Raw genomic sequence first — 13,121 nt, 5'->3', positions numbered from 1 at the left:
CGATGATTCGGCCTGAGCTGGCCATTACTCGGCTTCGACCGCGGTGCGATAGGCAGTCAAGCCGCGTCGTTGATAGTTGCGTAGTGCATTCGGATGGTCCAACGAGCATGTGTGCAGCCAAACCCTGCGTACAGCCGGAGACTCCACGGCCTCACTGTCCCATGCTTGCCTGATGGTCAGCGTCAGCGCATGGCCACCGAGACCTCTCCCGACATATTCGGGTAACAGCCCAAAGGTGGTGATCTCCACATCACCTTCAGGCTGGGGTTCCAAATTTGCAACCCCCACGGTCTCGTCCTTCAGGGTGATGAACCAGTACTGGCGCCACGGACGACACCGCATCAGCTCCTGCCAATCTTCGTTCGTGCGAGACGCACTCCGCCACCCGTAGGGGGCTCCGACCTGAGCATTGGTGGCACGCACGAGCGGCAGGCCACCGTCAACGCGCCGTAGGAGAAGTTCCGGCACCACCTTCCCAGGTCGCAGGTCCTTGGCGTTATTCATCTCCAGGTAGGTGACAACCTTTGCCATCCCGGCAGGCTACCCATCGTGCCGAGTAGGCCCAACACGAGCACTTCTGAAACACGGCCCAGGCGGTTGCCGACCATCTGTGCCACGAACACCGATGGCGGTCGCGTCGCTGGGGGAACCGCCGCCGGAGGTGCGCGACCGGCGAACCTGTGGCCGGTGCCTGCCGCTGAAGATCATCGTCGACCGCACGTCTTGACGTCGATGTTCCTCAACCCCACAAGCGCACGCGGTGCAGTACTCACGGTGTGCTCTAATCCCCATAGAGACGCGGGACTATGTAGTCGCCCTGGTTTCTTGCTGTCTGTCCTGTGTCGAAAGGATGATGACGATGATCCAGACGTTGTTCGACAGCACGGACTTCCCGGTCGACGAGCGATTCGACCGCTGGCACGAAATGGCGATGCGATCGCTCGCGGCCTCGGACATAGCCACCGAAATCCCGCACCAGGACTTTCGGGCAACGATGCAACATCTCGACCTGGGCGCGGTCCAGATCGTCGCGATGACGTATCCCTCGTTGCGGTGTAGGCGCACGCCGAGATTGATCCGGCAGAACGACCCCGAGTACCTCAGCTTGGGGATGATCCTGGAGGGCAAGCAAGGAATCGCCCAAGGCGGCCGTGAAAGCATCGCGGGGCCGGACGACCTCGTGCTCTACGACACGTCACACCCATACGAGGCGCACGTGACCGCCGCGACTCCGGTCGTGGCTCGCACGGTGGTGGCACAGTTTCCCAGAGCGCTGCTGCCCACGCGCAACTTCGAGCAACTGCTCGGCGCACGCATGTCCGGGAGAGTCGGAACGGGAGGTTTGGTCGCACAGTTCCTGTTCGGACTGGTCAGGGACGCAGACCACTACGAGCCCGCGGACTGCCCTCGGCTGGCCACGGTCTTCCTCGATCTACTGTCCATCACACTCGCCCGCGAACTCGGCGCTGGATGCGAACTGCCGCCCGAGAGCCCTCAGAACGCTCTTATGCTGCGCATTCACGCCTTCATCCAACAGCACCTCGGTGATCCGGAGCTGTCCCCGGTGACCATCGCCGCCGCGCACCAGATCTCGGTCCGCCACCTCCACCAACTCTTCCGGCAGCAGGACTTGACCGTCTCAGCCTGGATCCGTCGTGAACGACTGGCCCGTTGCCGCCGCGATCTCGCCGATCCCCGGCTGCGAGGCCGTCCGATCCACGCGATCGCGCTGCGCTGGGGCTTTCCGCGACCGGCCGATTTCACCCGGACATTCCGGCTCTCCTACGACATGACGCCGAGCGAGTATCGGGAGATGGTTCCGCACAGCCTGGTCGGCGTCGAGAGCTAAGCGGCGTGCGCTCTGCGCTAACGCCATCCTGACTCGTGGCGTCCACAATGGCTGGCAGGTCGACTCGCGCACCCACGTAAGCGCGATACGGGGACTTGACCCTGTCTCTCCACGATCGCTAGAGCATGGAGGTTTCACGCACTCATGAGATTCATCAAGAGGACGGCCATGGTGGCCTGCGCAACGGCGACGGCAGTTATGGCATTCTCCGCGCCGGCCAGCGCCGCCACCACGCTGAACTTCTATGCCAACGGACCAGCTGACTCGGGCCGCGGCTGTGATATGACGACCAAGGCGGGGGGCACGTACACCTACTACGCGAATGGCGGCGTCAAAGGTGGCTACCAGGCATTCGCAGGTGGCTTCGACGCATGGGAGCGTGATCTCTGCCCGGATGGTTACGGTGCGGCGCTGCACCTGACCTATTACAAGTGGAATGGCAGCTCATGGGTCTACTCGACTGCCAACCCGATCAAGGTGACCACCGGGGCCTACGACACTGTGGATCACAGCTGGACCTTCAAAGACGTTCGCGATGTGAAGATTTACAGCTGCAGGATCAACGGTGCTGGCGCGGTCTCGTCGTGCACCCAGGCAACCCTCTTCTAAGAGGACGGAACGGGCGCCGGCCCGCTGGTCACCCACGACATCATGCGGCTGTGGATCGTCTCCGGCCTTCCCCGCCGCCCCTCGCCGAGCTTCCCGAAGGCTGCGGCATCCCGCCGGTGAAAGTCGCCGCGGCAGTCGCTTGACACGACCATCCACCTGCCGGGCTCCGCACCATGAGGTTCGGGGCCCGGTCGGGTGGCGGGGCGGTCAGTAGCCGTCGCGTTCGGAGGGCGGCCCGTACTCCTCGACGAAGTGACAGGTGCACGTACCGCCCTCTTAGGAGGCCTTGTCGTTCTCATCGCGCGGCGGGTGCGTTTCTATCTGAGTGATTCTGGATCTTGGTTAGACTGCCAGGTCCTTCCCGGCGTGCATTGAGCAACGCTTCAGCTCGCCACCGGCGTCGGCGGGTGAACGGTTGGCGGCGCTTCGTCCAGTGCCTGCCGGCGCACGCCGCGGATGAGCAGGTAGCCGACCATCCAGAACTCGCCGACGGAGGCGGGGTACGCGAGTGCCTCGGCGACGACTTGTGCGTCAGGGGCGAGGTATCTGATGAACGCGCTGAGCACGTACCCGACACCGCCACCGACGAGGATCCAGCCCAGGACGCGGGGCATCCAGCCCGATCGCAGCACGCACCAGCCCATGGGGATAAGCCACAGGCCGAAGAACAGTGCTCCGACGCCCCACAGGTTGTCGCTGACCAGGTGCAGAACCTGGACGTTGGCCGCCGCGTCGCCGACCGGGTCGACCGATACCTCAACCGCCGTGGCCAACAGTGCCGCGCTCACGAGGCCCACGATCGTGTTGACCAGGCCGAAGGCGGCGATCCCGCTCGCGGCAGAGGAGTCTACGGTGCGGAACAGGCGATAGAACCAGACGGCGGCGAGGGTCTGGGTGACGACCATGCCCAGCTCCAAGGCAACGCCAGCGCGGGCGAGCGACTCGTGCGTAACCAGGTTGGCCAGCGTCGCATCGGGGTCGTCGGCTGCGAAGATCTGCGGGCGGACAACAAGGAATCCGAGTACGCCGGTGATGGCATTGCCGAGGTAGAACAGCCCGGTCATGCGGGCGGTACGTGTCAGCGGGTACATCGTGGCTCCTTCTCGATCCGGGCGAGGCGTTGAGGGGTTTGCATGATCTCCCCTTGATTTCGGGTGCATGGAACCGGGCCGCGAGGCGGTTGCCTCGCGCGCCGTGTCACGTTGTGGGGTCTACTGGTCGGTGTCCGGGTATCCGAAAACCTCGTCGAGTGGCACCCGGAATACCCGCGCGATCTGGAACGCCACCTCCAATGACGGCGAGTAGCGGCCCTGTTCGATCGCGATGATGGTCTGGCGGGTCACGCCGATGCGGTCGGCCAACTCCGCCTGGGTCATCTCCGCGTGGGCGAAGCGCAGCGCCCGGATCGAGTTGGTGACTCTGGTCGGCTTGCCCATGGCTACCAGCCCCGCCGGTACGCGACGATCTTCACCGCCGACGAGGCGAGCGCGGCCAGGACGAACGCCAGGTAGAGCGCATGAGCGATCCAGAAGTGCTCGACCTTCGCCATCGCCAGGGCCAGCGGCACGATCGCGGCGATGCTCATGACGTAGAACCCGACGTACTCCCCCCGCCGGTTGATCTCCCGATCGCGCTCGTCGGTCCTGTCCGCATCCTTGGGCGAGGCCATGGCGGCCACGATGGACAGGACGATGCCCGCGCCGATCCCGACGCCGATCGAGGTGAGCATCGGCCCCAGGTAGGCGATCCTCGCCACGTCCGTACCCGGCACCTTGGACAGGACGGTCGCCAGGTAGGCGATCGGGACGACGGCGCCGATCAGGGCGGAGATCCAGGTGCGCTTCTCCTCGGAGGACATGTCCCGCTCCAATGTACGAAAAACTTGACATGTCGAAGGTAAAGCAGCTCCGACATGGTGTCAAGAATCTTTAACACGACCTGGGCTGGCTCGTGCACGGGCGACCGAGGGCAGCCGGCCAGCCTATTCGCCATGCCCGAACAGCGAAAACGGTGATGACTGCCGTCGTCGAAGGCCACCCGGTCACCGCCCACCCCAGCGGCGACCACGCCATGCGGGTGCGGGACCTGGCCACCGCCCACCAGGCCAGACAGGACCAGTGCTTCTCCCCGACCAATCGCCGCCGTAGCCACCACGCCCGCCGATCGCTCACGGTCACAACGTCCTCAATTCGACAGAAGCGGAGGCCGCGTGGAGATGTCGACTGGACGCCCGTCGGGCGGGTTGATGATCTACTCAACAGGCACCTCACCGGCCTGCCATTGAACGGCTTGGTACTCGACCAGGACTACGAGCGCGCCGGCCAGGTAACAAAGAGGCTGATCGGTGCAGGACTCAGTCGCAAGATCATCTCGGACATGATTGTTCACCGGCGACACGACCTGGGCCCCGCTGGCGACCTGTGAAGCAGGCAGGCTGCCCGAGCGACCAGCCACTATGGTGCCGGCTATGACCGCCGCAGAGACCCCGGAGCACATCGCCCGGACCCGCATGGTCACCGCCCGGGCGATCCTGCAGGGCCAAGCCGACCTTCGGACGTACCCCTATCGCCTGCTGGCCGTGGTCTCCCATCACGGTGTCAGTAGCGACAAGGTCAGCGAGGCGGTTGCCGCCGCCGAGGTCCTGGGCCAGTTCGGCTGGGACCTCGTCAACGTCTCGGAATTCGCCTCCAACAAGATCGTCTACGCCTTCCTGCGGAGACGGTGACGATGGCTCCCTGTTGGACCTGACGCGGCTGAGCAGGTGACCGCCCATCGGACCGTAGCGTTCCGTGGATCTGCTGATCGCACTACTGGCGGGTTCGGTGGAACCGCTCGACCTTGCCGTTGGGTTTGGGGTCGGCAAGGGCGGGTCTTCTTCATGGCGATGTTCAGCTTGTGGCAGGCGAAGGATTTGTCGGCCGAGCCGTTGCCCGACAGCCCCTCGCTCGATGGTGGCGCCACGTGCGGTGAGCCAGGCGACGGCGTTGCGGAGCACGTCGACGGCGGTGGTGGCCTTCCGCAGAGGTGCGCCGCGATTTCCTGCGGTCCCACGTAGCGGTAGTGCCGTTGTTGCCGGGCACCGGTCGACCGTACCCACACCATTGTGCTTGACGCCCATCGTCAAGTACTTGACGATGGGCGTCAAGTAGCGGAGGAGGCGGCATGGCGCCAACCCACGAGGAACTGACCGAGCATCTCATCCGGTTGATCGACATCCGCCTGCTCGACCCCCTCGAAATCCTGGTCGGCGGCCACGACGCCGTCGGCCCGCTGCGCGCCGTCATCCGGGAGCGGGCCCGAACCTGGGCGACCACGATCGTCAGCGGCGACGACCGGGCCGCCGTCGGCGTGATCATGCGCGCGATTTCCACCCTCTACCCGGGGGACGGACCATTCGACCCACCCATCGACTGGTGGCGCAGTCCTTTTGGCCAGGCCGTCGCGCGCCGGGTCGGCCACCCGACCGCCGAGTCCGTGTCGTATGCGGTGGCCGGCGCCATGCTCGGCATCACCCGCCAGGGCGTCCACGACCTGGTCTCCCGCGACAAGCTCGCCCGCCACCCCGAAGGCGGCGTGCGCTCCGCCTCCGTACGCGACCGACTGCTCAAGGAAGGAACCCGACGTGCCTGAGAGCATCATCGACTCCGATACCGTGCCCATCGCGATCCGCGACTTCGGCGGACCCGGACAACCGCTGCTGCTCCTCCACGGCGCCGGCGGCAACCTCGCCCAGATGACCACCCTCGCCGAGCACCTGCGCCCGACCCACCGGGTGGTCGCCGTCGATCTGCGTGGTCACGGCCGGTCCGGAGACGGCCCGTGGCACTGGGACGACGTACTGGCCGACCTGGCCGCCGTCACCGAGCACCTCGACCTCACTTCCCCAGCGGTGGTCGGCGTCTCCCTCGGCGGCATGCTCGCCACCCTCTGGGCGCAGCGTCACCCGGAGTGCCCCGGCGCCGTCAGCTTCGACGGCAATCCGCCGCTAAACCGTCCGGACCAGCTCGCCGGGCTTGATCCGGAGCAGGCCGGGACCGAGCTGGCCAAGCTGCGGGCCGTCTTCGACGGGATGGCCGCGATGCTGGCCGAACCGCTAACCGCCGAACAGCTGGCCGCCATGCTTGCGGGGCAGCGGGCCATGGCCCAGCGCTACGGCGCCGCACCCGACGACTGGGTGACGGCCTTCGAACGCAACCTCGTGCCCAGCGACGACGGCCACAGCCTGCTGCGGCCCGCCCCGGATCTCACCCGGCAGCTCCGGGACGCCATGGACTCCCTCGACCTGATGCCCGCCTACCGCGACACCCGCTGCCCGCTGCTGCTCGTCCTCGCCACCGAGGACCTGCCCGAACAACAGCCGTTCCACAGCCTGTACGAGGCGTATCGGAAGGTCACCGCCGAACGGCTTGCCACTGTGGACAACCCGTCTCTGCGGGTGCGACACCTGGCTGGCGCCAGCCACGCGATGATCGCCGAACGCCCACGGGAGCTCGCCACCCTCATCACCGACTTCCTCAGTCCTCACAACTGAGGGCGCCCCCGTGACCCCGCCTCCTGGCGCAGGTCGGACCTGCCGGGCCGGGTGGTCGTCGCCTGCATCGCGGGATCGTTCGCGACGGCTCCCCTACCGCTGCCAACCATCCGCGTCGCCGCGCTGCGGCACCGCTACCAACAAAGCGGGCCGCACGGGAGCAAGCCGGTGACGCCTGGCACGAGATCGGCTTGATCCTCACGACCCGCTACGCACTGCAGGTCGAACCACGCAACTTCAAGCGCCCCTGGGACAGCCGCATAGCTCGCGCCGGCATCCGGAAGATTACGTTCACGACGCCCGGCGCACCTGGGGTTCACTGCTGGTCGACCTGGACGTGCACCCACGGGTCGCGATGGCGATCCTGTGGCACGCGGACTTCTCGCTCACGAGGGAGATCTCCAGCCAGGCCTCGCCCAAGACGACCCGCGAAGCCCTGCGGAGGCTCGGCGAGAGCCTCGATCAACGAGCCGTTGCTGCACTTCGGCTATACAAGATCAGAAATGGCCATCCGGAAGATTCCGAACCGCCGCTGAACTGCGTCGGGACGGCCGGATTCGAACCGAGGCCCCTTGACCCCCCGGACGCTTCGCAACTCGTCCACGCACTTGGATGATGCCGAGATCTTCGTCGAGGTCACGTCAGCACGGTTCCTCAGGGCGCTGGACCTGCCGGTGCTCGACGACCTACCCCGCTGACCACCCCCGTCTCCTCGACTGGACCACCGAGCCGTGGCTCGATTGTTTAGCTCGGTGGTAGCTCTCGTCTCAGCGCGCAGTTGGTCGACGTGCTGTCTGGTTCTGCTTGAACAAGGGTGGCGAATCGACTGTCAGCTTCGACGGAATCGATGGTTGCCCGGCGAGGTGGGCAAGGAACGTATCGAGCGGGTAGCGGGTCGGCACGTGGTAGCGGGCGAGATACAGGACGACTGCGGTAACCGGGTGGCCGAATCCTGGTGCGAGAAGGGCATAGGCCAGCACCTGCTCGACGAAAGCATCAAGGTGATGGACTTCGTCGAAGTGGCCGGTGTTGTATTCGACGATGGTGGTGCCGACGAGGAAGTCGACGATGCGTAGTCCGTCCAGCAGGCTCAGAGAGGCGGTGACTGGTCCGTAGCCGCACAGCATTTTGCGGAAGCCGCTCATGTAGCTGGCCCAAAAAGCGGCAAAGGCAGGGCGGGCGGCGCGCGCGGCGGTCGCGTAGGCGGTGATGGCCCGCCGCTCGCGCAGCACTGCCTGGATCCTCTCCCGCGCCTCGTCCGGGTTCGCCGAACGGAGCTCGTGCACTGCCCTGTCAAGGTAGGGCAGCAGGCTGCCACCGCGAACAGTCGAGCGCCGGGGCTGTGACCGGTGGTCTTGCCCACGGCCCGTCGGCGGTGTCGGCGATCGGCGCGTATCCGGCGGTGGTAAGCAGGCGCCGCATCCCGGCCGCCGGCGTCCCGTGGGTCCGGAACCCGGGCGAGGGCCTGCAGCATCCCTGGCGTGTCCTGTTTCGACAGCGGCAAGATGCGCTGCTGCACCGCTCGCGACTCCTGCGCGACAAGACGCCCTTATTAGACAGCCTAAGGACCGGCTACCTGTAAGGCATTGATCGAGGTCTTGACTCTATGCGCCGCCCTGCTCATGATTTACTGCGGCGGTTCAACAGTGAGGGTCAATGTGATGACGCAGGTAGAGCCACCAGTAGGAGACCCCACATCAGCCGTCACTGTCAGCGAGCTTGGACAAAATGGCCGGCTCGCGCGTGCCAGTTCAGGCACGAGGGATTGGCTGACACGTGGGGCCCATCGGCGGGAACTGAGCATCGCGGGCCTCGGTTCGGTGCTCCTCGCTGTCGCGATGATCTGGCTGATCCCGCCGTACGCGGTTCGCGTGGTGACTGCCGGCGCCAAGACTGTGCCGATCGCCGACCCGGCCCACACCATCGTCGGTGACGTGGGTGACCCGACGGCCCAAGCATGGCTGGTGGGATGGGGTGGCCACGCTCTCACCCACGGTCTGCGTGACCTGTGGGATACCAACGCCTTTTATCCCGACAAGTACGGCCTAGCCCTGAACGACAGCCTGCTCGGCTATGCCCCGGCAGGGCTGATAGGCAGCGGTGTAGTCGGCGCCGTGCTGCGCTACAACATCCTGTTCGTACTGGCTTTCGCGCTCGCCTTCCTCGGCGGCTACGCGCTCCTGCGCCAGCTTGGCGCGAATAAGGTCGCCGCCGCGGTAGCCGGGGCCGCCCTCGCCTACGCGCCCTGGCGCTACGGCCACGACGGCCATTTGAATATTCTCTCCACCGGTGGTATCACTCTGGCCCTGGCGATGCTGGCACGCGGCCACGGACTCTCGTTCACCCGCGGCTACCTTGCCGAACGAGTCCGGCCGGGCTGGGCGTTCGCTGGCTGGCTGGTCGCGGCCTGGCAGGTCAGCCTTGGCTTCGGCGTGGGGCTGGGATTCGTATACGTCCTCGCCGCCCTCTGCCTGATCACACTGATCGCCTGGCTGATCCACCGCCCACGCCTTAGCATCCGGCTGATTGTCGGTGATCTGATCGGCGGGTTGGTCTTCACCGCGGTGACCGGATACTTCGCGTACGCGTACCAACACGTGCGCGAGCTCAACCCACATGTCACCCGGGACTGGGACTACGTCGCGTTTTTCTCCCCGACACTGCGCGGACTTCTCGTGGCTCCGCAGTCCTCGCTGCCCTGGGGCACCCTACACAACGACGCCCGCACCGCTCTTGGTGGCGCACCGACTGAGAAAGTGCTGCTATGCGGGTATGCACTGTATCTACTGGCCTTCGCCGGCCTGTTCCTATCCCGCTGGTCACCGGTGCAACGGCTTCTGCTGCTGTTCGGGGTGGTCGTCGGAGTGTCGTTCGCGCTAGGCACGAACGGGCCGATCTACCGTCTGCTCTATCTTTACGTGCCTGGGTTCGATGGATCCCGTACACCAGGCCGGTTGATCTTGTGGCCCACTCTCTGCCTGGCCATCCTCGCGGCCGGCCTGGTTACCCAACTAGCCGAGGTGGCTCGCAGGGGCGCCAAGCCGAAATGGTCGGTGGGAGAGGCACGGCTACTGACCGTTCCGTTGCTGGTCCTCGTGCTAGCTGAGGGCCTGCCTGACCTGCACCACCCCCAAACCCCAGCCAAACCGGCCGCGATGGCGCTAGCATCCGCGCACGCTCCGATCATGGTATTGCCGTCCGACGATGGCATCGACCTCCACGTCCTACTTTGGTCGACCGACGGTTTTCCCGCCATTGTCAACGGTGCGGCCAGCTACACCACACCCAACCGTCAGTCGATCCGCGACGTTATGACGACCTTCCCCAGCGAGCCGGCCTTGGATCGGTTGCACCAGCTCGGCATCCGCAGCGTCGTCCTGCTGCGCAATCGGGTCCAAGGCACCCCATACGAACCACTGCTTAACATCCCCGACGTACCCGGAATCACCCGCCACGACGTCGGGTCAGACGTGGTTTACACCATCGACACCAACACGAAGTGATGTTGGGCGTGTCCTCGGGATACGAGGAGCGCTCTGTCTGAACGTGAGGAGGGTGAGCAGCCGCCGTGGATCGTCTCGGACGAACTCTGGGCCGAGGTCGAACCGCTGCTGCCATCCCGGCCACCACGCCGGCCGGTTCCCCGGCCGCAAGCCCCTTCGGCGACCGCAGAGTGTTGTGCGGGATCCTGTTCGTGCTTCACACCGCGTTCCCGTGGGAGGACCTGCCCCAGGAATTGGGGTTCGGCTCTGGAATGACCTGCTGGCGCAGGTTGCGCGGTGCTGGCCGCCACCTGGTAGCCCAGGCCGACCAGCTCACCTTGGATGCGCCGGTGCCCCCAGGTCGGGTTCTCCGCCGCCAGGCGCAGCACCAGCCCACGGACCCGGTTGTCGACCGGCGGCCGGCCCGGCCGGGCATGCGGGTAGGTCCATCGTCGGGCGACCAGCTCCCGATGCCACCGAAGCCGTGTCGCTGGGGTGACGAAGAACGCCGACGGCGAGCTGGGACAACATCTGTAGAACCTGGCGAAGCAGCAGGTACATCAGCGATGTGCTCATGGCCTTCATCGTGTCGGCCAGGTCGATGTCGAGCGAACTGCAGCTCAGCCGACGTAACCCAATTCTCGAGCCCCACAGGCCCGTCCGGCATGATCAGCTCACTACAGGTTTCGATGCGTTTCGGTAACAAGCTGAGCTACATCAGTATGAAGAACATGGAGCTCACCCGGCTGCTGATCTAGCCGGCGAGGATCCGGGCGACGGCGGTGCTCAGCACGCGTACGCCGCGGGTCGAGCCCGGCTCCAGCCCGGTCAGGTCGCGCACCCGGGTCAGCCGGTAGTCGAGCGTGCGCGGGTGGATGCACAGCGCGGCCGCGGTGTCGAGCCGGTTCATGTCGTGCTGGTAGTAGGCGTCCAGCGTGGCGACCAGGTCGGGGCCGGCGTCGAGTTGCGCCGCCACCACCTGGAGCCACTGCCCGACCTCCGCCAGCCGCGCGGCGCCCAGCTCGGCGAAGACGTCGGTGACCGTGTACGCGTGGCGAGGCACGGCCCGCACCGGTGCGACCTCGCTGACCTGCCGGGCCAGCGCCACGGCGTCGCCGAACGCGCGCACCCGCCCAGGCGCGGTGCCGGCCGCGCACGGCCGGCCGGTCATCGAGGCCACGTCGCGGGCCAGCGCGAGCCCGCGCTCGACCGCCGGCTGCCGGCCGCCCGGCGAGCTGGGGATCAGCGCGACCACCTCGTGCGGCTCCGGCCAGCTCAGCGGCATCCAGTACGTCTTCAGCAGCGCGCCGGCGAACTCGTCCCGCGCCGCCTGGTCCGGCCCGGGCGACCCGCCGGCCACCCGGACCACCGTCGCGACGACGTGGTCGGGGACCGGCATGTGCAGGCCGCGCGCCAGGTCGGTCGCGCTGTCGTCGCCGGCCAGCAGCATCACCGTCAGCAGCCGCACCTGGGCGACGGTCGCCAGCGTGCGCCGCTGCCCCTCGATCCAGCCCCGGGTGTACGCGCCCTGGGCGGCCAGTCCCGCGGGAGCCAGCCAGGCGAGCGTGTGCATCGTCGCCGCGATGTCGTTCGGGCCGGCCGCCTCGTACACCTCGCGCAGCGTCAGCCGGGTGTGCACGAGCAGCACCTGCCGCTGCGCGGTCAGGGTGAGTCCCTTCTCGCCGCGCTGGCGGCCCATCGCGGCCATCAGGTCCAGATCCTGCAACCGGAACGGCGCGCTGTCCGCCGCGAGGTCGACCGTGCGCTGACGGAGGAAGACCGCGAAATCGAGCATCTCCGACCGCACCCGCGGCATGGCCGCGAGGTTGCGGTATTCCAGCAGCTCCTCCTGGTAGGCGTCCACCGCCCGGCGGGCGTTGTCGGCCACTCGCTGCCGCCAGAGGCTGAACAGACCGCCCATGCCGGTCAACGGTAATCGATGCGTTCCGGCCACGCCGCCCGGTTGACGCGGACCGGACAGCCTTGCGGACATTCACAAGAACCGGGGTACGCCGGCACCCCGGTTCTCGCCCTGTCACGAAGACCCGGCCACCGGCACCCTGGAACGCTTCGCCATGGACGTCGGACGACGGCCCGGCCGGGTCGGGCGCGACCAGGTACGCGCCCCGGCATCCGCAGATCGCACAGCACTCGAGAGGTGGTTCTGGTTATGACATGGCGTAGTCGACCCTCCGCCGGAGCACGATCCGGCAGTCTCCGCGCATCCAGTCTGCTGTTGGCCGCGACGGCGATGCTCGCCGCGTTCATGGCCGCACCGTCCGCGGCGGTCGCGGCACCCGCGCCGAGCGGCGACGCGGCTGTCGCCGCCATCGGAGCCGAGCGGGCATCGGCGAGCTCCGCCGGCACGTTGAGCGTCACGACGTCGACGGCGGCCGCCGCCTCACCGGCGAAGGGCGGCGGTTTCTCGGTGATGTCGGGCTCCTGCCCGTACGCCGGGCAGTACATCGACCCGTGGCTGATCGTGTTCCAGGGCTGCACCCTCACCGGCCAGCCGACGACCGCGGTCAGCGCCCGGTGCTCCAACGGGGCCACCCTGGGCCCCGTGCACGTGCCGCCCGGCGTCTACGACATCTATGTCGACTGCTACCCGGCGTTCTTCAGCTCGCTCGCGTTCCTCTGATCGGCCCGC

14 protein-coding genes and 2 pseudogenes are annotated in these 13,121 nt (G+C 66.9%); 10 read left to right on the top strand and 6 right to left on the bottom strand.

Going from position 1 to position 13,121, the window contains the following annotated elements; all coding sequences use genetic code 11:
• Window positions 1–24: 24 nt before the first annotated feature.
• A complete protein-coding gene (locus ACFYP0_RS15095; RefSeq protein ID WP_386996353.1) occupies window positions 25–531 on the bottom strand; it encodes a GNAT family N-acetyltransferase in 507 nt (168 codons plus the stop codon).
• 328 nt (window positions 532–859) lie between these two features.
• Here ACFYP0_RS15095 and ACFYP0_RS15090 point away from each other — a divergent pair, with 328 nt between their 5' ends.
• The gene (locus ACFYP0_RS15090) at window positions 860–1,849 is read left to right on the top strand and encodes an AraC-like ligand-binding domain-containing protein (RefSeq protein WP_386996350.1); all 990 of its coding nucleotides are present in this window, start codon (window positions 860–862) and stop codon (window positions 1,847–1,849) included.
• 144 nt (window positions 1,850–1,993) lie between these two features.
• Window positions 1,994–2,458, top strand: a complete 465-nt coding sequence (locus ACFYP0_RS15085; protein WP_386996348.1) for a hypothetical protein — start codon at window positions 1,994–1,996, stop codon at window positions 2,456–2,458.
• 383 nt (window positions 2,459–2,841) lie between these two features.
• Here the strand turns inward: ACFYP0_RS15085 and ACFYP0_RS15080 are convergent, their stop codons facing one another.
• The 3 genes from ACFYP0_RS15080 to ACFYP0_RS15070 form a co-directional block, all read right to left on the bottom strand.
• A complete protein-coding gene (locus ACFYP0_RS15080) occupies window positions 2,842–3,522 on the bottom strand; it encodes a DUF4386 domain-containing protein (protein WP_386996346.1) in 681 nt (226 codons plus the stop codon).
• 147 nt (window positions 3,523–3,669) lie between these two features.
• Complete coding sequence (locus ACFYP0_RS15075; RefSeq protein ID WP_386996344.1) at window positions 3,670–3,894, bottom strand: helix-turn-helix transcriptional regulator; 225 nt, start codon at window positions 3,892–3,894, stop codon at window positions 3,670–3,672.
• 2 nt (window positions 3,895–3,896) lie between these two features.
• A complete protein-coding gene (locus tag ACFYP0_RS15070) occupies window positions 3,897–4,316 on the bottom strand; it encodes a hypothetical protein (protein WP_386996341.1) in 420 nt (139 codons plus the stop codon).
• Window positions 4,317–4,471: 155 nt separating this feature from the next.
• Between ACFYP0_RS15070 and ACFYP0_RS15065 the strand changes: the two genes are divergently transcribed.
• The 5 genes and pseudogenes from ACFYP0_RS15065 to ACFYP0_RS15045 form a co-directional block, all read left to right on the top strand.
• Window positions 4,472–4,882 (top strand): hypothetical protein, encoded by a 411-nt coding sequence (locus tag ACFYP0_RS15065; RefSeq protein ID WP_386996339.1) that lies wholly within the window; start codon window positions 4,472–4,474, stop codon window positions 4,880–4,882.
• Between the two features lie 43 nt (window positions 4,883–4,925).
• Entirely contained in the window at window positions 4,926–5,183 is a 258-nt protein-coding gene (locus ACFYP0_RS15060) for a transcriptional regulator (protein WP_386996337.1), read from the top strand.
• A 437-nt stretch (window positions 5,184–5,620) separates the two neighbouring features.
• A complete protein-coding gene (locus ACFYP0_RS15055; RefSeq protein ID WP_386996334.1) occupies window positions 5,621–6,088 on the top strand; it encodes a hypothetical protein in 468 nt (155 codons plus the stop codon).
• On the top strand, window positions 6,081–6,989 hold the full coding sequence (locus ACFYP0_RS15050) for an alpha/beta fold hydrolase (RefSeq protein ID WP_386996332.1): 909 nt from the start codon (window positions 6,081–6,083) through the stop codon (window positions 6,987–6,989). The genes ACFYP0_RS15055 and ACFYP0_RS15050 overlap by 8 nt, the downstream gene beginning before the upstream one ends.
• An 87-nt stretch (window positions 6,990–7,076) precedes the next feature.
• Window positions 7,077–7,455: pseudogene (locus ACFYP0_RS15045) on the top strand (site-specific integrase); the annotation flags it as partial.
• 301 nt (window positions 7,456–7,756) lie between these two features.
• Here the strand turns inward: ACFYP0_RS15045 and ACFYP0_RS15040 are convergent.
• Window positions 7,757–8,275 carry a hypothetical protein gene (locus tag ACFYP0_RS15040; protein WP_386996329.1) on the bottom strand — a complete coding sequence of 173 codons (519 nt, stop codon included), beginning with the start codon at window positions 8,273–8,275 and terminating at the stop codon, window positions 7,757–7,759.
• A 552-nt stretch (window positions 8,276–8,827) separates the two neighbouring features.
• On the opposite strand from ACFYP0_RS15040, the gene ACFYP0_RS15035 reads away from it, so the two are divergent.
• A complete protein-coding gene (locus tag ACFYP0_RS15035) occupies window positions 8,828–10,492 on the top strand; it encodes a hypothetical protein (RefSeq protein WP_386996327.1) in 1,665 nt (554 codons plus the stop codon).
• A 69-nt stretch (window positions 10,493–10,561) separates the two neighbouring features.
• A pseudogene (locus tag ACFYP0_RS15030) lies at window positions 10,562–10,767 on the top strand (transposase); the annotation flags it as partial.
• A 458-nt stretch (window positions 10,768–11,225) separates the two neighbouring features.
• On the opposite strand, the gene ACFYP0_RS15025 reads toward ACFYP0_RS15030, so the two are convergent.
• Entirely contained in the window at window positions 11,226–12,392 is a 1,167-nt protein-coding gene (locus ACFYP0_RS15025; RefSeq protein WP_386996324.1) for a PucR family transcriptional regulator, read from the bottom strand.
• A 315-nt stretch (window positions 12,393–12,707) separates the two neighbouring features.
• On the opposite strand from ACFYP0_RS15025, the gene ACFYP0_RS15020 reads away from it, so the two are divergent.
• Window positions 12,708–13,112, top strand: coding sequence for a hypothetical protein (locus ACFYP0_RS15020; protein ID WP_386996322.1), 405 nt, complete (start codon window positions 12,708–12,710; stop codon window positions 13,110–13,112).
• Window positions 13,113–13,121 lie beyond the last annotated feature (9 nt).

It is taken from the genome of Micromonospora arida (genome assembly GCF_042873195.1).
Classification (GTDB): Bacteria; Actinomycetota; Actinomycetes; order Mycobacteriales; family Micromonosporaceae; genus Micromonospora; species Micromonospora arida.
The sequence above is the reverse complement of the archived record's forward strand: the minus strand, read 5'-3'. Positions and strand labels throughout refer to the sequence as shown.

Bases quoted from the DNA above. Each gene is read 5' to 3' on its own strand.
- ACFYP0_RS15095 (WP_386996353.1), bottom strand. From the start codon at position 531: ATGGCAAAGGTTGTCACCTACCTGGAGATGAATAACGCCAAGGACCTG.
- ACFYP0_RS15090 (WP_386996350.1), top strand. From the start codon at position 860: ATGATCCAGACGTTGTTCGACAGCACGGACTTCCCGGTCGACGAGCGA.
- ACFYP0_RS15085 (WP_386996348.1), top strand. From the start codon at position 1,994: ATGAGATTCATCAAGAGGACGGCCATGGTGGCCTGCGCAACGGCGACG.
- ACFYP0_RS15080 (WP_386996346.1), bottom strand. From the start codon at position 3,522: ATGACCGGGCTGTTCTACCTCGGCAATGCCATCACCGGCGTACTCGGA.
- ACFYP0_RS15075 (WP_386996344.1), bottom strand. From the start codon at position 3,894: ATGGGCAAGCCGACCAGAGTCACCAACTCGATCCGGGCGCTGCGCTTC.
- ACFYP0_RS15070 (WP_386996341.1), bottom strand. From the start codon at position 4,316: ATGTCCTCCGAGGAGAAGCGCACCTGGATCTCCGCCCTGATCGGCGCC.
- ACFYP0_RS15065 (WP_386996339.1), top strand. From the start codon at position 4,472: ATGACTGCCGTCGTCGAAGGCCACCCGGTCACCGCCCACCCCAGCGGC.
- ACFYP0_RS15060 (WP_386996337.1), top strand. From the start codon at position 4,926: ATGACCGCCGCAGAGACCCCGGAGCACATCGCCCGGACCCGCATGGTC.
- ACFYP0_RS15055 (WP_386996334.1), top strand. From the start codon at position 5,621: ATGGCGCCAACCCACGAGGAACTGACCGAGCATCTCATCCGGTTGATC.
- ACFYP0_RS15035 (WP_386996327.1), top strand. From the start codon at position 8,828: ATGATCTGGCTGATCCCGCCGTACGCGGTTCGCGTGGTGACTGCCGGC.
- ACFYP0_RS15025 (WP_386996324.1), bottom strand. From the start codon at position 12,392: ATGGGCGGTCTGTTCAGCCTCTGGCGGCAGCGAGTGGCCGACAACGCC.